Source organism: Microbispora cellulosiformans (genome assembly GCF_008728085.1).
Classification (GTDB): Bacteria; Actinomycetota; Actinomycetes; order Streptosporangiales; family Streptosporangiaceae; genus Microbispora; species Microbispora amethystogenes.
In genome coordinates this window covers 12,815-31,674 of sequence record NZ_VYTZ01000025.1, presented here as the reverse complement: position 1 = coordinate 31,674, position 18,860 = coordinate 12,815, and the positions used below count along the sequence as shown (strand labels likewise).

The 18,860-nt window shown below is 69.0% G+C and carries 15 protein-coding genes; 9 read left to right on the top strand and 6 right to left on the bottom strand.

Annotated features, from left to right (window positions below):
- Nucleotides 1–15: 15 nt before the first annotated feature.
- The 9 genes from F5972_RS35905 to F5972_RS35865 are packed head-to-tail and all read left to right on the top strand — an operon-like array spanning nt 16 to nt 11,487.
- Nucleotides 16–1,191, top strand: coding sequence for a class-II aminoacyl-tRNA synthetase family protein (locus tag F5972_RS35905; RefSeq protein WP_150940477.1), 1,176 nt, complete (start codon nt 16–18; stop codon nt 1,189–1,191).
- Nucleotides 1,188–2,048, top strand: coding sequence for a 3-hydroxyacyl-CoA dehydrogenase family protein (locus F5972_RS35900; RefSeq protein WP_225312201.1), 861 nt, complete (start codon nt 1,188–1,190; stop codon nt 2,046–2,048). Before F5972_RS35905 ends, F5972_RS35900 begins: the two co-directional genes overlap by 4 nt.
- A gap of 19 nt (nt 2,049–2,067) precedes the next feature.
- Nucleotides 2,068–2,325, top strand: a complete 258-nt coding sequence (locus F5972_RS35895; RefSeq protein ID WP_191910488.1) for an acyl carrier protein — start codon at nt 2,068–2,070, stop codon at nt 2,323–2,325.
- A gap of 22 nt (nt 2,326–2,347) precedes the next feature.
- Nucleotides 2,348–5,704, top strand: a complete 3,357-nt coding sequence (locus F5972_RS35890; RefSeq protein WP_150940473.1) for a type I polyketide synthase — start codon at nt 2,348–2,350, stop codon at nt 5,702–5,704.
- Nucleotides 5,697–7,244, top strand: coding sequence for an AMP-binding protein (locus F5972_RS35885; RefSeq protein WP_150940471.1), 1,548 nt, complete (start codon nt 5,697–5,699; stop codon nt 7,242–7,244). Before F5972_RS35890 ends, F5972_RS35885 begins: the two co-directional genes overlap by 8 nt.
- The gene (locus F5972_RS35880; RefSeq protein ID WP_150940469.1) at nt 7,241–8,194 is read left to right on the top strand and encodes a thiamine pyrophosphate-dependent dehydrogenase E1 component subunit alpha; all 954 of its coding nucleotides are present in this window, start codon (nt 7,241–7,243) and stop codon (nt 8,192–8,194) included. The genes F5972_RS35885 and F5972_RS35880 overlap by 4 nt, the downstream gene beginning before the upstream one ends.
- Nucleotides 8,191–9,186 carry an alpha-ketoacid dehydrogenase subunit beta gene (locus F5972_RS35875; protein WP_150940467.1) on the top strand — a complete coding sequence of 332 codons (996 nt, stop codon included), beginning with the start codon at nt 8,191–8,193 and terminating at the stop codon, nt 9,184–9,186. Before F5972_RS35880 ends, F5972_RS35875 begins: the two co-directional genes overlap by 4 nt.
- Nucleotides 9,179–10,357 carry a 2-oxo acid dehydrogenase subunit E2 gene (locus tag F5972_RS35870; RefSeq protein WP_191910486.1) on the top strand — a complete coding sequence of 393 codons (1,179 nt, stop codon included), beginning with the start codon at nt 9,179–9,181 and terminating at the stop codon, nt 10,355–10,357. Before F5972_RS35875 ends, F5972_RS35870 begins: the two co-directional genes overlap by 8 nt.
- Nucleotides 10,354–11,487, top strand: coding sequence for an amidase (locus F5972_RS35865; RefSeq protein ID WP_150940463.1), 1,134 nt, complete (start codon nt 10,354–10,356; stop codon nt 11,485–11,487). Before F5972_RS35870 ends, F5972_RS35865 begins: the two co-directional genes overlap by 4 nt.
- Nucleotides 11,488–11,522: 35 nt before the next feature.
- On the opposite strand, the gene F5972_RS35860 is transcribed toward F5972_RS35865, so the two are convergent.
- The 6 genes from F5972_RS35860 to F5972_RS35835 all read right to left on the bottom strand — a co-directional run bounded on the left by F5972_RS35860 (nt 11,523) and on the right by F5972_RS35835 (nt 18,857).
- Nucleotides 11,523–12,692, bottom strand: a complete 1,170-nt coding sequence (locus tag F5972_RS35860; protein ID WP_191910485.1) for an acyl-CoA dehydrogenase family protein — start codon at nt 12,690–12,692, stop codon at nt 11,523–11,525.
- A gap of 73 nt (nt 12,693–12,765) precedes the next feature.
- A complete protein-coding gene (locus F5972_RS35855) occupies nt 12,766–14,133 on the bottom strand; it encodes an NAD(P)/FAD-dependent oxidoreductase (RefSeq protein WP_191910484.1) in 1,368 nt (455 codons plus the stop codon).
- A gap of 26 nt (nt 14,134–14,159) precedes the next feature.
- On the bottom strand, nt 14,160–15,440 hold the full coding sequence (locus F5972_RS35850) for a cytochrome P450 (RefSeq protein WP_150940457.1): 1,281 nt from the start codon (nt 15,438–15,440) through the stop codon (nt 14,160–14,162).
- A gap of 44 nt (nt 15,441–15,484) precedes the next feature.
- Nucleotides 15,485–17,095 carry a class I adenylate-forming enzyme family protein gene (locus F5972_RS35845; protein WP_150940455.1) on the bottom strand — a complete coding sequence of 537 codons (1,611 nt, stop codon included), beginning with the start codon at nt 17,093–17,095 and terminating at the stop codon, nt 15,485–15,487.
- A 33-nt stretch (nt 17,096–17,128) separates the two neighbouring features.
- A complete protein-coding gene (locus tag F5972_RS35840) occupies nt 17,129–18,055 on the bottom strand; it encodes a UbiA family prenyltransferase (protein ID WP_150940453.1) in 927 nt (308 codons plus the stop codon).
- On the bottom strand, nt 18,042–18,857 hold the full coding sequence (locus tag F5972_RS35835) for a class I SAM-dependent methyltransferase (protein WP_191910483.1): 816 nt from the start codon (nt 18,855–18,857) through the stop codon (nt 18,042–18,044). Before F5972_RS35835 ends, F5972_RS35840 begins: the two co-directional genes overlap by 14 nt.
- Between the last annotated feature and the right edge of the window lie 3 nt (nt 18,858–18,860).

The following is an 18,860-nucleotide window of genomic DNA, read 5'->3' as shown; positions in this document are numbered from 1 at the left end:
ATGTATCGATATCGAGTGGCCCTGGACGAGGCGTTGCCCGCCGAACGGGAGGAGGACCTGCGCTCGCGCGTTTTCTTCGTCGACGAGGCGATCAACGATTTCTCGCTGTCGGTCGGCGACGAAGGCATCAGCGAGGTCACGCTGGTGACGGGGACGCCGGTCGACGAGAGCGAGCTCGGCCGCAAGCTCCGGCGGCTCGTCGAAGGCCAGCTCCGCGACATGCGGACGGTCCCCGCCGGTCAGGTCTGGCGGTCGTCTCATCCGGCCCACCCCAGGCCTGACGTGTTCGAGGAACTCGTCGAGTCCGGGGCCGTGGCGGAACTGGGCGAGGGTCAGTTCTGTCTGGACCAGGGTTTCCTGACCCTGATGGACTACCTCGACGGCCGGCTGCGGGAGATCGTACGAAGACGGCTGTCCGGCCGGGAGTACCGGTACCCGACCCTCCTGTCGGTGGACACGCTCCGGCGCGCCGGCTACCTCTCGTCGTTTCCCCAGTTCCTGATGTTCGTCACGCGCCTGCACGGCGACGTGGACACGTATTCCGCTTTCCTGAACGAGGAGAGAGAATCCGCGGACGGTGTTCGCGACCCGCTTCGGTTCTGCGACAACTCAGACTATTGCCTGCCGCCCACCATGTGCTTTCACACCTACCACCAGTGGAGCGGGAAGGCCGTCCCGAGCATGGTGGTGACCGCGCGTGGGAAGTCGTTCCGCTTCGAATCCCGCTATCGTCGCTCGCTGGAGCGTCTGTGGGACTTCACGATCAGGGAAGTGGTGTTCCTGGGGGATCGCGACCATGTTCTCACGTGTCGTGAGACGCTCATGAACAAGGTCTTCGAACTGCTCACCGAGCTTGGTATGGCGGGGACCTGCGAGCTGGCGAACGACTTGTTCTTCAGTGGTTCCGAGACCTCTCCGCAGACCATCTCCCAACGTATGCTCGCGCTCAAGTACGAGCTGCGGCTTCCCGTCGCCTCGGACCGGACGGTGGCCGCCGGATCCTTCAATTTTCACGAACGTCTGTTCACGGACTCCTTCGACATCCGGCACGTCGACGGAATTCCTGCCTACACCGGCTGTGCGGGCTTCGGCCTGGAGCGCCTCGCCTACGCGTTCCTTTGTCAGCACGGCGTGGCACCGAAGGGCTGGCCGCGGCCGGTCCGGGAACATCACGAAAGGGCGCGGGTGTGAATGACTCGGGAAGCAACATCGGCGTGGTCGGCGCGGGGACCATGGGCGTCGGCGTCGCCCACCTCTTCGCGGAGAACGGCTTCGACGTCACCCTGCACGACATCTCGGCGCCGGCGATCGAACGCGCCCGGGAACTGATCGAACGGAACGCGCGGTTCTACTGCCTGATCCGGCCGGACGAGAAGCCGGTATCGCCCGAGGAGATCCTCTCCAGGATCACGTTCACCACCGACCTGGAGTCCTTCAAGGACACGGGCTTCGTGGTCGAGAACGCGACGGAGAGTTTCGATGTCAAGCGGCCCATATACGAAGCCCTCGACGGCATCTGCCCGGACGACTGCATCTTCGCCGTCAACACCTCCGCGATATCCATCACAAGACTGGCCGGGCTGACCGGCCGGCCGGGGAATGTCGTCGGCGTGCACTTCATGAATCCCGCACCACTCAAACCGCTGGTCGAGGTTGTCCGCGGCGTCCACACCACCGCGGAGACACTCGAAGCCACACGTGGGCTGATCGCCCGTCTGGGCAAGGACAGTCTGGTCGTCAACGACTCGCCCGGGTTCGTCACCAACCGGGTCCTCATGCTGACCATCAACGAAGCGATTTTCCTGCTCTCCGAGGACGTCGCTCGCCCCGACGAGATCGACCGTCTTTTCAAGGAGTGCTTCGGGCACAAGATGGGTCCCCTGCAGACCGCGGATCTGATCGGTCTCGACACGGTCCTGCTGTCACTCGAAGTGCTCTATGAGAGCTTCAACGACAGCAAGTACCGGCCCAGCCCACTGCTCCGGAAGATGGTCTACGCGGGACTGCTCGGCGAGAAGAGCGGCCGCGGTTTTCACAACTACGCGTGATGTCTCTAGGAGGGGACTGGTGGACGTGGACGCCCTCGTCGAACGGATCAATGACTTCATCGGCAGGCATGCGGGCCATGCTCCCGAGAGCATCGATACCGACATCTTCGAGCAGGGTTATGTCAGCTCGATCTTCTCTGTCAACATCCTGACCTGGGTGGAGAAGACGTTCGGCCTGGAGGTGCTGAGCGAGGACCTGCGAATCGACAACTTCCGGACGGTCAGGTCGATCGCTGATTTCATCGAACGGAAGCAGGCTGCGTCGGCCACGCAGTGAGACCCGATCCCGAAAGTGCGCTATGACGACCATCTATGTGTTTCCGGGACACGGCTCACAACACGTGGGCATCGGTTCTGGCCTGTTCTCGCGGTTTCCCGAGCTCGTCGCCGAGGCCGACTCGATACTGGGATATTCCATCGAGGAACTCTGTCTCGGCGGTCCTACCGATCGCCTCGCCGACAACCGCTTCGCGCAGCCGGCTGTCTACACGGTCAGCGCGCTCGAATACCTGGAGCGCGTCGAGAGACCCGGAGGGCGGCCCGACATCGTGGCCGGGCACAGCCTCGGTGAGTACACGGCCCTGTTCGCCGCCGGAGCCATGGATTTCGGCACCGGGCTGCGCGTTGTGGCAAGGCGAGCGCAACTGATGAACAACCGGCCGACCGGGAGCATGGTCTCGGTGATCGGTATCGCGCCGGAGCGCATCCGGGCACGGCTGGATGAGGCGGGCTTGAACGAGGTGACCTTCGCCTGCCTCAACTCACCCGAGCAGACCGCACTGAGTGGCCCGGAGGAAAGTATCCGAGCCGCCGCGGAGCTCCTCCGTCCGGACGCCACCGCGGTGTTCTGGGTCTCGCCCACCACGGCGCCGCACTCCCCGTGCATGGCGGAGGCCGCCGAGGAACTGGGCGAATTCCTGCGCTCGGTGGATTTCCGCGGCCCGGAGATCCCGGTCGTCGCCAATGTCACCGCGCGTCCGTACCAGACGGGCGAGTTGCCGAGCCTGCTGGTCCGCCAGCTTGTCGAGCCCGTGCGCTGGGTCGACACGGTGCGCTATCTGGAGGGACTGGAGCGTCCCCACTACGAGGAGATCGGCCCCGGCGCGGTTCTGACCGGGCTGATCGAGGCGACTCGTGCGGCCCCACCCGACCGGCCCGCCGGAGAGGACTCCCGTGAGGACCTGCTGGCGACGGCCGCCGATCTGGTGCGCGAAGCCATCGCCAGGAAGGCTCCGCGGCTTGGCGGGGCGATGCCGCCCACGACTCTCCTCATCGATCTGGGCCTCAGCTCCGCCGAGATGATCAACATTCTTGTCGAGCTGGAGGGAAGTCTGGGCCCGCTGCCGGTGACGCTCTTCTTCGAGCAGCCCGACCTCGCCGGCATCGCCCGGTATCTGGCCGACGAGCACCGTCCCGCCCTCGCGGGCCTCGCCGCGGGGAAAGCGCGGCCCCGGCCGCCGCGGGACCAGGCCGTGAAGGAGGCGCCCTCGATCACGCCCCCGGCGCGGCGTGCCCCGGCAGCGCCCGCCGCGCTCCCCGAAAACGCGATCGCCGTTGTCGGGATGGCGGGTCGCTTCCCAGGCGCGGCCGATGTGCACGCGCTGTGGGACCTGCTCGCCGCGGGCCGAAGCGCCGTCCGAGAGCTGAGCGACGAGCGCTGGGAGCACCGGCGTTACATATCCGCCGGTGAGGGACAGAGCGGAACCACCTACTCCCGATGGGCCGCGCTCCTCAGCGACGTCGACCGTTTCGATTCCTTCTTCTTCCGCATCTCGCCAGGCGAGGCGGAGCAGATGGACCCACAGCAGCGAATCTTCCTGGAGACGGTTTACGAGGCGTTGCAGGACGGCGGCCATACCCGGCAGAGCATCGGCCGCGACGTGGGCGTCTACGTAGGCGCGATGAACAGTGACTACGGCGTTCTCAGCGCGCAGGGGGCACTGGCCGGCGCCTGCCCGTTCCCGTACGCGGGCAACTACCAGATCGCCAACCGAGTCTCATACTTCCTGGACCTGCACGGGCCGAGTCTCACGGTCGACACAGCGTGCTCGAGTTCGCTCGTCGCCGTGCACCTCGCCTGCGAGGCCCTGCTCGCCGGCTCGATCTCGACGGCGATCGTGGGCGGGGTCAACGTTCTCGCACACCCGGCCCGTCACATCCAATACGCCACCATGGAGACGCTGTCACGGACCGGTAGGTGCTCTACGTTCGGTCGCGACGCGGATGGGATCGTCCTCGGCGAGGGGGTGGCGGCCTTCATCCTCAAACCCCTGGAGCGGGCGGTCGCGGACGGCGACCCCGTCCACGGGGTGATCCGGGGGAGCTGGACCGGCGCCGAGGGACGCACCAACGGATTCACGGTGCCCAGTCCGGAGGCGCAATCCGCCGTCGTCGCCCGTGCGATCGAGCGGGCGGGCGTCCCGGCGGCCACGATCGGCTATGTCGAGGCGCACGGAACCGGCACGCCGCTCGGCGATCCGATCGAGATCCGCGGGTTGAGCCGCGCGCTGGGCCCGCTCGACTCCGGAGCGCGAGCCGTGGGGAGCGTGAAACCGAATATCGGGCATCTCGAAGCGGCCGCCGGAGCGGCGGGCCTGGTCAAGGTGATGCTCCAGTTCCGTCACAAACAGCTGGCCACGTCCTTGTACGCCGACCCCGCGAACCCTTTCATCGACTTCGCGGGTGGTTCGTTCTACGTTCCCGACCGGCTCGCCGAGTGGCCGCGCGTCGCACCTGACATCCCCCGTCGAGCGGGGATCAGCTCGTTCGGGCTGGGCGGGGTGAACGCCCATGTCGTGGTGGAGGAGTTCGCGGAGCCGCCGGTGGAGCCTCGCCGGCACAGCACTGCGGGTGCGCAGTTGTTCCTGCTTTCCGCCCGTACTCCGCAGGCTCTGCGGGAGTACGCGGCACGCCTCGGAAAGTGGCTGGCCGCGGAGAGGAGGGAACTGCGCGACGTGGCCGAGACCCTCCGGACCGGACGTGAGGAGTTCGCCGAGCGCGCCGCGTTCGTCGCACGGTCCCATCGCGAGCTCGCGCACGCACTGGAACTCGTGGCCGGCGGAGGTTCGGCGGACGCCGCCGGCGTGTACACCGGCACGGCGGGCGGCGGGGCCGAGCAGGCGACAGGGAACGAGCCCCTGGCCGAGCTGGCCCGGCGCTGGTGTCGCGGGGCGGACCTGTCGCGGTACGAACCGCCGCCGGGACAACGAGGCCGTCGCGTCCCCCTTCCCACCTATCCGTTCGCCGACGCGCGTCACTGGGTGGAGATCCCGGGCGTCTTCCACTACGACTCCGCGGTCGCGGCCGGCCGCGCCGCGGCGGGCAGGGACGACGACCGGGAGCCGGCGCGCCTGGCGGACCGGCTCGCTGACTACCTGCGCGGCACGGCCGCCGCAGTGATCAAAGCTCGCCCGGACGAGCTCGCCGGGAACGTCGACATGAACGAATACGGATTCGACTCCGTCCTGCTCGCGCGCCTGTCCGGTGAGATCAACCAAGGCCTTGGCCTCGCACTGACGATGACGGTGCTGTACGAGCACCGGACGCTCTCCGCTCTCGCCGCCTACCTGCTGACGGAACACCGGCACGCAGTGGCGGTCGCGCTTCCCGATATCGCCGGACGCCCTTCCAGAACCGAGGACGAGTCCCGTGAGTGACAACGACCACTACGCCGCACGGATCCTCAACGCGCTGTCGACGGAACCGGACAGGCCGGTCCTGTGGTGGCGCGGCGACGTGATCACTGCCGGCGAGCTGCGCACGAAGATCGAGTCCGCCGGGCGGGCCATGCTCGGGTACGGTGTCGGCGCCGGCGCCACCGTCGCCGTTCTCACCGAGTCCAACAGTCCCGACATGCTCGCCGCGAGGTACGCGGCGAATCTCCTCGGGGCCGCCGTCTTCCACCTGCGGTCGACCAACGCGGTCACCTCCCGCCGCCATATCAGCGAGGAATCCCAGCTGGGGATGGCGCGGGAGACGGGCTGCGCGCTGATCGTCACCGACGGGCCGAACGCCGAACGCGCCCGAGGATTCGTCCGGCGGCTTGACCCCGCGCCGAGGCTGGCGGCCTTCTCCGGGCTCGGCGCCGACATCGCCGACCTGTCCGCCGAAGCCGGCGGCGACCCCGTGGACTGGCCGCCGGTAGACCCGGAGGCATTGGCGATCATCACGTACACGAGCGGCTCCACGGGCCGGCCGAAAGGCATCTGCCGGTCCTTCCGGGCGTGGCTGCACGCAGTTTCCACGACGGTCGACATGACCGACGAGCCGCGCATGCTCGTGACAACGCCGCTCAGTCACACGGTCGGCCCCATGGCGGACGCCGCGTTGTCGACGGGCGGCATGCTCTTCCTACACGAGGACTTCCAGCCCGAAGCGGTCCTGGACGCCATCGCCGAACACCGGATCACCCGGGTCTTCTGGGCCGCCCCGCAGATATACCAGGTGCTCGACCACCCGAAGCTCGCCTCGGCCGACATCTCCAGCCTCAATCTCATCCTGTACGGGGGAACGCCCGCCGCACCCGACCGGCTGGCCCAGGGGCTGAAGGTCTTCGGCCCGGTCTTCGTTCAGACCTACGGGACCACGGAGACCTGGGAGATCGGGACGATGTCGCGGGAGGACCACCTCGACTCCTCCTTGCTGGGCACCTCCGGACGGCCCTCCCCGGGGACCCGGGTCGTCGTACGCGACCCGGACACCGACGACGACCTCCCGGTCGGGGAGATCGGCGAGATCTGCCTTCAGTCGCCCGGAATGCTCAACGGATACTGGAACGACCCGGACCTCACGGCGCGCGCACTGCGGGGTGGCTTCTTCCACACCGGCGATCTGGGCCGCTTCGACGAGCGTGGTTTCATCCACCTGGTGGACCGGCTCTCCCACGTGATCAAGTACAACGGCGTGAAGGTCTATCCCAACGCCGTGGAGAACGCCCTGCTCGGGCACCCGGATGTGGCGCAGGCCGCCGTTTACGGAGTCGTCGACGAAGATAGCGTCGAGCACGTCCACGCGGCGATCGTTCCGAAGGCCGGCAGCGTGGTCACGCCGGACGCGCTGCGTGAGCACGTACGCGCTTCGCTGCCCGCCGAGTACGTCCCGCAGAAGATCACCATGCGCGACGAGCTGCCGTTCATCAGCTCAGGCAAGCTCGACAAACAGCGGCTGAAGGCGGAGGCGCAGGAGCGGCGCGGATGACCACGCGGCGTGAGGCGTCCGTCGCGGACGCGGTTTCGTCTCCGGAGGCCGGACGGCTGTCCCGGCTCGCCGACGGCGATCTGAGGATGCTGCTGCTGATCCGGCACTTCGAGCAGGCCCTGCTGGACCTGTTCGGGCGCGGCCAGCTGAACGGCACGACGCATACGTGCATCGGGCAGGAATACGTGCCGGTGGCGTTGCGGCCGCTGCTCTCCGAGCGGGACTTCGTCTTCAGCAACCACCGGGGGCACGGCCACTATCTCGCTCGCTTCGGCGATCCCCACGATCTGCTGGCGGAAGTGATGGGGCGTGCGGGCGCCGTCTGCAACGGAGTGGGCGGAAGCCAGCACATCCGCCGCGGCCGTTACCTCTCCACCGGCGTTCAAGGCCAGAGCCTGCCCGTCGCGGTCGGGACCTCGCTGCACCTGAAGACGCAGGAGGAAGGCGCGCTCACTTGCGCGTACATAGGCGACGGCACCTGGGGGGAGGGAGCCGTGTACGAAGCGCTCAACATGGCGGCGCTGTGGCGGGTGCCGCTCCTCGTGGCGGTGGAGAACAACGGCATCGCTCAGTCGACTCCGACCGCCAGACACATGGCGGGGACCATCGCCGGCCGTGCCCGGGCGTTCGGCCTGCGGCGACATCGGACCGAATCGCTCGACGTCAACCGTATCCGCGCCGAGCTGGCACCGCTCATCCGGGAAGTCCGCCTCGGGCGGGGACCCCTGGTCGTCGAATTCGTCACCCACAGGGTCGCCGCGCACAGCAAGGGGGATGACACCCGGCCTCCGGGCGAACTGGAACGTGTTCTGAGCCACGACTGGTACCGGCTCTACGCGGCGGAGCACCCGGGTCACTTCGCTGAGTGGGACGACCACGTCCGGGAGCGCGTCGCGCAGGTCGTCGAAGAAGTGACCGGGCGGCCGATGGCGGAGGTCCCCGAACCATGAGGCTCGCCGAGCAGCTGAACCGCGCTCTTCACTCCCTGCTCGAGGACCCACACGTCTACCTGCTGGGTGAGGACATCGCCGACCCCTACGGCGGTGCTTTCAAGGTGACCAAGGGGTTGTCGACGCGCTTCGGAGAGCGGGTCGTGACCACCCCCATCAGCGAGTCCGCGATCGTGGGAGCCGCGACCGGGCTGGCCCTGGCCGGCGACGTCGCGATCGTCGAGGTCATGTTCGCGGACTTCGTCGCGCTGGCGTTCGACCAGCTGGTCAACTTCGCCGGCAAGTCCGTGTCGATGTACGGCCACCGGGTGCCACTCCGCCTCGTGGTGCGGTGCCCGACCGGGGGAGGCCGGGGTTACGGGGCGACCCACAGCCAGAGCCTGCAGAAACACTTCATCGGCGTCCCCGGGCTGTCTATTTATGAGATGTCGCCTTTTCACGACGTCGAGGCCGTCTTCCGCGAGATGATCGACCGTGCCGAGCCGGCCTTGTTCTTCGAGGACAAGATTCTCTACACGCGGCAGTCGTTCAGCGGTGGCGTCGTCGACGAGCTGTTCCGCTACGACCACGACCCCGCCGGCAACGCGCGGGTTTTCGTCGACCGGCCCGGCGACGCGGACTGCGCACTGATCGCCCCCGGGGGTGTGGCCCACCGCGCCCTGGACGCGATGCGTACGTTGCTGCTGGAGCACGACATCGCGTGCACGCTCGTCGTTCCGGCACGGCTCTACCCGCTTGACGCCGATGCTCTGCTGTCGGCCGTCGGCGACGCCACCACGGTGTTCGTCGCGGAAGAGAGCACGGCCGGCGGCACCTGGGGAGCCGAAATCGCGAACCTGCTCCACCGGCGGGCGTGGAACAGTCTCCGCCGGCCGGTCGTCACCATACATTCGGATGACAGCGTCATCCCCTCCGCCGCTCATTTGGAGGAGCGAATGCTCATCAGCGGAAGGCGTATAGAGCTTGCGGTCATGGAGGCGCTTCGTGAGTGACATCACGATTCCGAAGTTGAACAACAACGACAGCACGTACCTGCTCCTGGAATGGCTCGCCGACGACGGGGCGAACGTCGAGGCGGACGAGCCTGTGGCGAGTATCGAGACATCGAAGGCGGTCGACGAACTGGTCGCCGGACAGGCGGGAGCGCTCCGGCAGGCGCTTCCCGCGGGAACGCGGCTTTCCCCCGGCACCGTGATCGGCCGGATCCTGCCGCCGGGCGTGCCGGACCCCGGTCCCCGGCACGGAGAGCCGGAATCGGCCCTGCGCCCGGCGACGCCGGGGGACGACGTACCGCTGCCCGCGGAGGCCGAGCCGATCGTCACGGAACCGGCCCGTGTGCTCATGGAGCAGCTCAAGGTCACCCCCGAACAGGTGCGTGGCCTGGGCAAGAAGCTGGTCCGGGAGGCCGACGTCCGGAAGCTCGCGACGACCGGACAGGGGACGCGCCTGCACGCGCGGAGCCCTGTGCAGGCGGCTGTGGCCCGGACCGTCACGACGTCGCACAGCACCATCCCGACCGCCTTCACCGCGATGCGTGTGACGGTCGACGCGGTCCTCGCCGAGGCGCGGACGCTCACCAGGCGGATGCGCTGCCTGGTCGGGCTGCCCGAGTTCGTGATCACGGCCATCGCTGCCCTGCACCGCGACTTCCCGCTGTTCTTCGCCTCCGACGTCGGCGAGGGGACATTGGCCGAAGCCGCCGGCGCATGCGTCGGGGTCACCGTCGACGTCGGCAAGGGGCTGTACATCCCGGTCGTCAAGGACGCCGACGGACTGACCATCGCGCAGATCATCGAGGCTGTCACCGCGTACCGCGACACGGCGCTGCACGGCCAGTTCAGTGAGGGAGACCTGCAAGGGGGCAACATCACCGTCACTCTCCACACCGACCCGGACGTGGTCGTCGCGCAGCCGCTGGTGTTCCCCGGCCAGACCTGCGCCCTGTCGCTTCCCGGCATCCGTCGTGAGCTCCATCTCGACGCGAGCGGCGAGGTCGGTCACCGAAGCGTCGTCGACGTGGGAATCAGTTACGACCATCGGCGAGTCAACGGCCGGGAGGTGATCCAGTTTCTCGGCGCTCTCAAGGGACTGCTCGAGTCCCCGCGTGATCTGCTCGGCGCGGAGGGCGCGTCAGAGGGCGGAGCCCAGGGTGGCGGCGGATGACGTCCTTCCCGGACCTCGACGCCACAGCCATCGCGGATCTCGTGACGCGGCGGGAGGCGTCGGCGGTCGAAGTCGTCGGCGCCGCGCTCGACCAGCTCACCGAGGTGGACGGATGCCTGCGAGCCTTCCAGGAGGTTTGGCCCGAGCGGGCGATGGAGTCCGCCCGAGAAGTGGATCGCGCGGTCGCTCGGGGAGACCGCCTCCGCATGGCCGGCGTCCCTATCGGGGTCAAGGCATGGCAGCGCGGCGAAGCACCGCAGACACGCCGGCTGCGCCACGCGGGGTGTGTCGTCCTCGGACTGACCTCGGTGCCGCTGCCCACCCGGGACTGGCAGACCTGGGGGATCACCGACCGCGGCCTCACCCTCAACCCCTGGCGTCTCGACCGGACTCCGGGCGGATCGTCCGCGGGTTCCGGAGCCGCCGTGGCGAGTGGCGTCGTCCCCCTGGCCACGGGCAGCGACGGGGCGGGTTCCCTGCGCATCCCGGCGGCGTGGTGCGGGGCCATCGGGCTCAAACCCACCAACCACACGAAGGCGCTCGCCGTTGACGGGGCGATCGTCCGCACCTCTCGCGACGCCTTGCTGCATGCGTCCGTGCTGAACGGCTCGGAGTTGGAGAACGGCCATGGCCCCGTCCGGGCGGCGTGGTCGAGCACGCTCGGGTTCGCCACCGTCGATCCCGAGCAGGCCGGCATCGCACGTGCGGCCGCCGAACGCCTCCGTGTCGCCCGTGTGATCGATTGGTGTGATCACCCCGTGGTGCTCGCCGACCCGGAGCCCGCCTGGAGGGCCGCGTCGAACGGCAGGCGGCATCCTGCGCGGCAGACGAACGATGACGCCTTGGCGGAAGTCTTCCGCTTCGCCGACCTCCTGTGCACACCGACCACACCGATCGCTCCGCACGGCCACGAAGGGCCGGGCGACGCCTTCGCCGTGGCCTTGACGTGGGCGTTCAATCTGTCCGGACATCCGGCCCTCAGCGCTCCCGCGGGGCTGGCGGCCGACGGGACACCGGTCGGTCTGCAGATCGTCGCAGCGCACGGCCGCGAAGGTCTGCTTCTGAGAATCGCGCGAGAACTGGAAGACGTCTCAGGCTTTGGAACCGTCCAGCCTCCCCGAAGGCCCTGAGCTCCGCACCCGCGCGGTCTGATCGTGGAGTACACCTAGACCAGGGTTCCCGGTGCGAGCGGCTGTCCCATCCGGACCTTCCCGAACAGTTCGCGGGCCCCGTCGACGTCGCAGACGATGTGGCTCTTGATCGTGTTGACGTCCCGCTGGGCTCGCTGGAAGGGAGAGTGGAGGAACTGGGAGCTCGCCCCCGCCGCCTCGACGAGGAGGTTCACCACGGAGGCGGCCGCGTCCGTGACGTGGGCGGCGATGAGGCGGCAGCGGGCCCGCCCGTCCAGGTCGAGCGAGGCTCCACGCCCGTACGTCGAGTCCACCCAGCGCACGGTCTCGTCGAACAGCAGACGGGCGGCCTGGAGCTCGGCGGTAGCCCGGCCGAGCCGCAGCTGCGCCCCGACGGCCTCGGCGTAGCGTGCTCCGCTGTAGGCGAGGCGCCGATTGCGCATGAGTTCCTCGAACGAGGCCAGCATTCCCTCGGCCGTACCCAGGGAGGGGCCCGCGGCCGAGAGCGCGACCGCCGGGATCGCCGGCATCCGGTAGGCGGGCAGGTCGTGCAGCTCCGTCCCCGCCGTCTCGCCGCTCAGCAGCCCGGCCGTCGGCATCGTCCGCCAGTCGGGTACGAACAGCTGCCGCGCTTCGATGTCGTTGCTGCCGGTGGCGCACATGCCGCTGGTGAACCACACGTCGTGGACCACCAGGTCGGCCGCGTCCACGAGGAACATCCGCCGCTCGATGACGTCCACACCGATCTCGATCTGGGCCGCGACGAGCGCGTGCGTGCCGTGCTGGATCCCGCTGCCCCAGCGCCAGCGTCCGTTCAGCACGTAACCGCCGTCCACCTGTCTCGCGGTGCCCGTCGGAGCCAGTGTGCCAGCCGGCAGCACCGGGTCGCCCGCGCCGAAGACCTCGTCCTGCGCCCTCTCCGGCAGCATCGCGATCATCCAGTTGTGGATCGTGTAGATCGTCGAGACCCAGGCGGTGGACGTGCAGCCGTGGGCCAGTTCGCGGCTCACCGCGAAAGCGGTCTCCAGGCCCAGTTCACAGCCGCCGTACCGCCGCGGCAACAAGATTCGGTGGAACTCCGCGGCCAGCAGTTCCTTCAGGGTCTCCTCGGGTAGTTCGCGCCGCTGTTCGGCCTCGGTGGCACGCTCCCTGAGGGCCGGCACCATGCGCCGCGCGCGATCGAGCAGTTCGGCATGGTCAGTCATGCTGTCCTCCTGGCTTGTACGGCGATCCTCCTCGGAGGCCGCAGATGTCATCCGTTCGGCGCGGGAGAAGGGCTCATCGTCTTTCCGGAGGGACGAGGTCGTCGCCCCGCCCGCCGCGCAGCACGGCGAAGGCGACGAGCGGTCGGAAGAGCGCGGATCCCGGACCGGTCATGTGCAGGGCGTCCAGCAACGCCAGCGCCGTCCGCCTGTCCCTCGCGGCGACCTCCAGCAGTCGCTGCATGTACCACGCGAGCAGGCGGTTACGCAGCGGCAGCTTCATGGGCCCCAGCCACCTGAGATCGGAGCCGACCGACATCTTCCACGCCGGCTCGAAGATCTCGGCCGCCTTCCGGCGCAGGGAGGTCACCGCCTCGTCGATCGACCGCTCCTCGCTCAGCGCCGTCTCCAGGGCCAGCGCGGTGCGGACCGCCACGGAGACACCCTGGCTGTAGGAGGGATTGAGGTATCCCGCGGAGTCCCCGAGGGGGACGAAGCGCCGGGGCAGACGGGGCATGGTGTCGAAACGCCGCCGTCTGTTCTCCGTGACCCCGTAGGAGCTCACCGGTGTGAGCGGCTCCGCGCCCTTGACGGCGTCCGAGATGACGGGGCTGCGCAGAGTCGCCGCGGCCGCGCGAAACTCCTCGACGTCCGCGGGGGCCGGGCGCCCGCCCACCAGCGCCAGGGAGACGAGCCACCTGCCGTTCTCGAGCGGGATCAGGATTCCCGCCTGGGGGGAGTCGCCGGTCGCCTGGATGAGTACGCTTTCCCAGCCGCCGTCGTGGAGTTCCGGCCGTTCGAAGACACAGGTCGCGTAGACCGTCCTGGAATCGATGACGGTCTCCTCCGGGGCGCCGCATCCCAGTCTTTCGAGCCACTTCGGGGCTCGTGAGTGACGCCCGGTGGCGTCGACGACGAGATCGGCGGGCATCTGGGCGGGCTCGCCCCAGCTGTCGTTCTCCGCGTTCCGTTCCCGGACGAGCACTCCGGTCGTCCTGCCGTCTTCCGCGCACAGGCCCGTCGCCTCGGCGGCCTCACGGATGCGCACCCGGCCCGCCTGCTCCAGACGTGTCCGCACCACCCAGTCGAGCAGCGCCCTGCTCCCCGCCAGCATCACGTGACGACCCCGGAAACGGGGCATCCATCCGCCCGGGGTGAGGAGCAGGACGTCCTCGGGCATCCGGACCCGCCGCATTCCCTGGGCCACGAGTTCCCGCTCGATGCCGGGGTACAACCGCTCCAGGGCCGCCAGCCCCGACTGGAACAGGTTGTGCGCGTGGCCGCCGTGCGGAACGCCGCGACGCCAGACCGGGCCGTCCGGATACCTGTCCCGCTCCACGAGCGTCACCTCGCCGAAGAACCGTGAGAGCACGTGGGCGGCGCACAGCCCCGCGATGCCACCACCGAGGACGATCGCCCGCTCGCCCATTAGCCTGCCGGTCAACGCTTGACCGCCTCCCCGCCGCTCCATCAGGAGATCTCGAAACTCAGGTGCTTGACGCCGTTCACGAAGTTCGACCAGAGCCGGTCGGGCTCACCCACACTGCGGATGTCCGGGTACCGGCGCAGAAGCTCACGGAGCATCACCTTGATCTCCTGCTTCGCCAGGTTGGTCCCCAGGCAGTAGTGCGGCCCGTGCCCTCCGAAACCCACGTGCGGATTGGGGGTTCGCGTGATGTCGAACCTGTCGGGATTCTCGAACACCTCGGCGTCCCTGTTGGCCGAGGGATAGAAGAGGAGCACCTTGTCCCCCTTGCGGAACCGGTGTCCGTTCATCACGTGATCCCGGGTCACGGTACGGCGGAACTGGATGACCGGTGACGAATAGCGGATGATCTCCTCCACGGCGCCGGAGATGTACCGGTCGAAATCCGACAGGAGCAGCTTCCGCTGGTCCGGGTGGTCGGTGAGGAGTTTCAGCCCGTGAGCGATCGCGGTCCTGGTGGTCTCGGCGCCGGCCACGACGAGCAGGATGAAGAAGGAACCCAGTTCCTGGCTGGTCAGGCGCTCTCCGTCGATGTTGGCGTGGACCAGCAGCGACGTGAGGTCGCCGGTCGGCGCCTTGCGGCGCCGCCGGCCGAGGTCCGACGCGAGCCGGTGCAACCGCCTGCCGGCCACGTACCAGCGGCCCAGCATGCGGACCGTCGAGAGCAGCGAGAGATCCACCGGGCCGCCCAGGTACTCGGGATCGTATCCGGCGAGGATGATGTTCGTCTGGGCGAGAATCTCCTCGTGCCGGTCCTCGGCGATCCCCATCAGCCGGCAGATCACGCGAACCGGCAACCGCGCCGCCACCTGCGTCACGAAATCACGGCACCCGTCTCCCTCGACGCGCTCCACGATCTCCCGTGCCGTGTCCGAGATGTAGCCGTCCAGCTCGGCGAGCTTGCGGGGGGTGAAACTCCGCGACACGATGCGCCGGAGCCGCGCGTGCCTGGGGTCGTCCATGTTGATCATCGAGCCGAAGTACCGCGCCATGTATCCCGGCATGTCGACGATCGTGTTGGCGCAGGGCTCGTTGCTGAAGACCTCGGGGGTTCTGCTCGCCTCGACGACGTCGGCGTGCCGCGTGAGCGCGTAGTAGCCCTCCCCGCTCTTCAGCAGCGGGAACCGCAGCTCCTTGAAGAACACCGGATCGTCCTGCTCGCGAAGCAACGCGAAGGCCGCGTCGCGTTCCTCGTACGGCAGCTTCCAGAAGCCGACGTCCGACAGATCTATCGCCGAGACGTCCGGAAAACGCAGAGCGGACATCGTCGAACCACTCCTTCCCGCGATGCTGAGAGGGCCGGTGTCCCTCAGGTCCAGGCGCCCGTGCCGAACGTCTCCGAGCTGTGGAGCAGCCGCCGTCTCAGCTCCGGACGCCGGACCTTCCACGTCCCGGTGCGTGGGAATTCCTCCCACGCGATCACCTTGGGTTGCTCCATCGGCGGCAGGTCCCCGGTGACCCGGGCCCAGGTGCCGGGATCCAGTTCCCCCGAGACCGTGCTGATGATCGGCACCGGTTCGCGCCCGGGGACCCCGAGCACGATCACCTCGGTCGCCTGCGGAAGCCGGTCGAGGAGCAGGCTCTCGACCTCGATGCCGCTCATGTTCGGCAGCGAGTCGACCTCGCGGTCGATCAGGATGATTTTCCCCATCCGGGTGTGGACGCCGATGTCACCGGTGTTCCAGTACCCGTCCCAGTTCTTCTCCGCGTGCCGGTCCGCCTCGCCCAGATAGGTGAGGCAGCGTCCCTTCGTGCGGACGAGCACGATGCCCTGTTGCCCGCGCCGGACCGGGCGCCGCGTCTTCGGATCCACCACCCGCACCTTGGTGACCAGGGGAATGGGGCGCCCCACGTCGCTGGTCACCGCGCTGACGCCGGACCTGCGCACCGAGCGCCTGGTGTAGATCCCGAGGGTCACCGGGCCGGTCTCACTCTGCCCCCAGCTCTGCCCCCAGACCACGCCACGTCGCGGCGAGGCGTTGAGGAAGCTCCGTACGGTCCGCGGGTGGACGAGGTCGAACGTGTTGAGGTATGCGCGGATCCGGGAGAACAGCTCCGGGTGCTCGCGGGGCAGCGCCTCCCAGCGCTGGAAGATGTTGGGACAGGCCTCCAGCGTGGTCGGCGGGTGCTCGCGCAGGGTGGCGATCACGCTGTCGGGGTCGGAGTCGGCGAGCACGACGGCCTTCGCCGGCGGCAGGCCGAGCTGCGCGAAGGCCCAGACGGCGCTGCGGCCGTGGACGAACGCGATGCAGGCGGCGATCGTGTCGTCGGGCCGGGTCGACAGGTAGGGGATGCGCATCGTCTCGAGTCTGGTGATCACGCCGCCGAGCGTGTTCGCGGAGTGGACGACCAGCTTGGGCACACCCGTCGTCCCGGAGGTGTGGGTGCAGATCATCGGTTCGTCGTCCGCCACCGGCCGGGCCGGGGGGACGGGACCGTCCATGAGGTCGGCGAGCCTGGGCGGGGCGCCCGCCGGCGCGTCGCCGGAACCCACGGTCAGCAGGCGGACGCCGTCGTCGAGTGCGACGCCCTCACGGGTCGCGCCGGCGAGCACCTGGTCGCCCACGACCAGCACCTTGGCTTCCAGTCGCCCGAGCAGGGTCCGCAGCGCCTCCGGCGGCACGGTGTCGGAGATCATCGCGGGCAGCGCGCCGATCCGGGCGGCCGCCGCGGCGAGGAGCACCACATCGAAGTGGTTGGCCTTGCAGATCGCCACCCTGTCCGAGGCCCGCACTCCGGCGGCGTGCAACGCGGCCGAGGTCCGCTCCACGAGATCGGCCAGCCGGCCGACGCGGTAGGTCGTCCCTCCCTCGGGGTGCAGGTCGAAGGGCCTGCTGAGCTCGAAGACCGGAGCGGTCGCTCCGCGATGGGCCTCGAAAAGCAGGCCGAGGTTCCTGGGGTTCTTGCGCTTCCTGGGCATGACACCTCTCTGCCGCGCGTCGACGGGATGGGATCAACCGACAGTGAGCAGGTTCGCGACGCACAGCCCCGCCACACCGAGCCGCAGGGCGTTGATCCCGAGCTTGCGGGCCGTGAGGGCGTCCGACGCGGTGATCCACCCGTACAGCTGTCTCCCTCGCACGGCCGCCGAGGGCGCGAGCGCCACCGCGAGGACGGGCACACGCATGGCGCCGTACACGATCACCGCGAGTTCGGCCGCGGTGAGCACGACGAGGAACACGCGGTAACCCTCGGGTGAGGCGGTGGTCGCCACGTTCTTCCGTCCAGCGAGCCGGTCACCCTCGATGTCGTTCAGGTTGGAGTAGACGGAGATGAGAAGGCTCCACAGGCCGAAGAGCACCGCCTCCACGAGGGTGCGGCTTTCCAGCCGTCCGGTGAGCAGCGCCGTCGGGATGACGACCGTGAGGGCCGGGCTGAGAAACAGGACGAGCTCCTGTGCGCGCCGGTAGCTGAGCCGCAGGCCGTAGGAGTACTGGACGCTCACGGCGACCACCACCACCATGAGGCCGACGACGTAGCCGGGCCGGTACGGCGCGATCGCGTAGGCGGCGGCCAGCAGGACCACCGCTCCCAGCGTCGTCAGGTATCCGAATCTGACGGCCGCCGCCACGCTGATCTCTCCGACCAGCAGCGGCTTGCGCCTGAGGGACCGGAGCGCGACCTGGTCCGGCGCGTAGTTGCGCCGGTCGCTGCCGTCCCGGAAGCCCGTGACGTCGTCGAAGGCCACGGTCGCGGCGACGATCATGACCCACGCCAGGGTGAGCGACGAGAGTACCAACAGGCCGCGGGTGGTCAGGCGGCTGTGCGGGCCGAGCAGCGTCCAGACCACCAGGGCCGACAGGTAGAAGTCGAAGAAGGCCAGCTTCGCCAGGCGCGCGTACGCTCCGACCCCGCCGCTGACGGGCTCAGTGGCCGTCATCGGCGCGACCGCCCTTCCGTCCCACGACCGACAGCATCACCTGGCTCAGCCAGCGGTGGTCCGGGTCCTGCAGAAGCCTCCGGGCGGCCGCGATCCCGGCGTCGCCGACCAGCCCCGCCGCCCTCATCCTGGGCGCCAGGTAGTCGAGCCAGAGCAGGTAGTTCTCGGCCTCCGCGCTGCCACCCCTGATCACCGCCACCCGGCCGTCGGCCACGATGTCGGAGAAGCCGCACCGCAACAGCGTCTCGATGTCGGATTGGCCGCCGCGGTCGTCGAACCCCGCCTCCCGCATGATCTGGTAGCCCGCGGCCTTGACCGCCGACAGCGCGTCCTGGTCGGTCGTGCCGCGGAAGACCGGGCTGGGATCGGTGTCCTCGACGTAGAGGAACCCCCCGGGGCGTAGTGCCCCCGCGAGCCGACGTACCACCGCGTCCCTGCCCTCTCCCAGGTGCTGCAGCAGCATCCGGGCATGGATCAGGTCGAACGCCTCCGCCGGCAGGGGATCAGAGCGTACGTCGTGGCGCCACACCTCGACGCCGCGCTCGGCCAACCATCCGAGACGTTCGGTGCTGAGGTCCGCCGCCACCACCCGGCCGCCGGGCCCGCTGCGGTCCGCCAGCCATCCGGCGATCGAGCCGCAGCCGGCCCCGACCTCCAGACAGCGCCAGCCGTCCCGTACGCCGAGCCGTTCGAGATGGTCGATGGTCCCGGCGTCCCAGATGACCTGGTTCGCAAGCAGCCGCCTGGTCTCAAGCTGCCATTCGGAGTCGTAGACGTAGGCGACGCCCTCCGAGACACTCACATC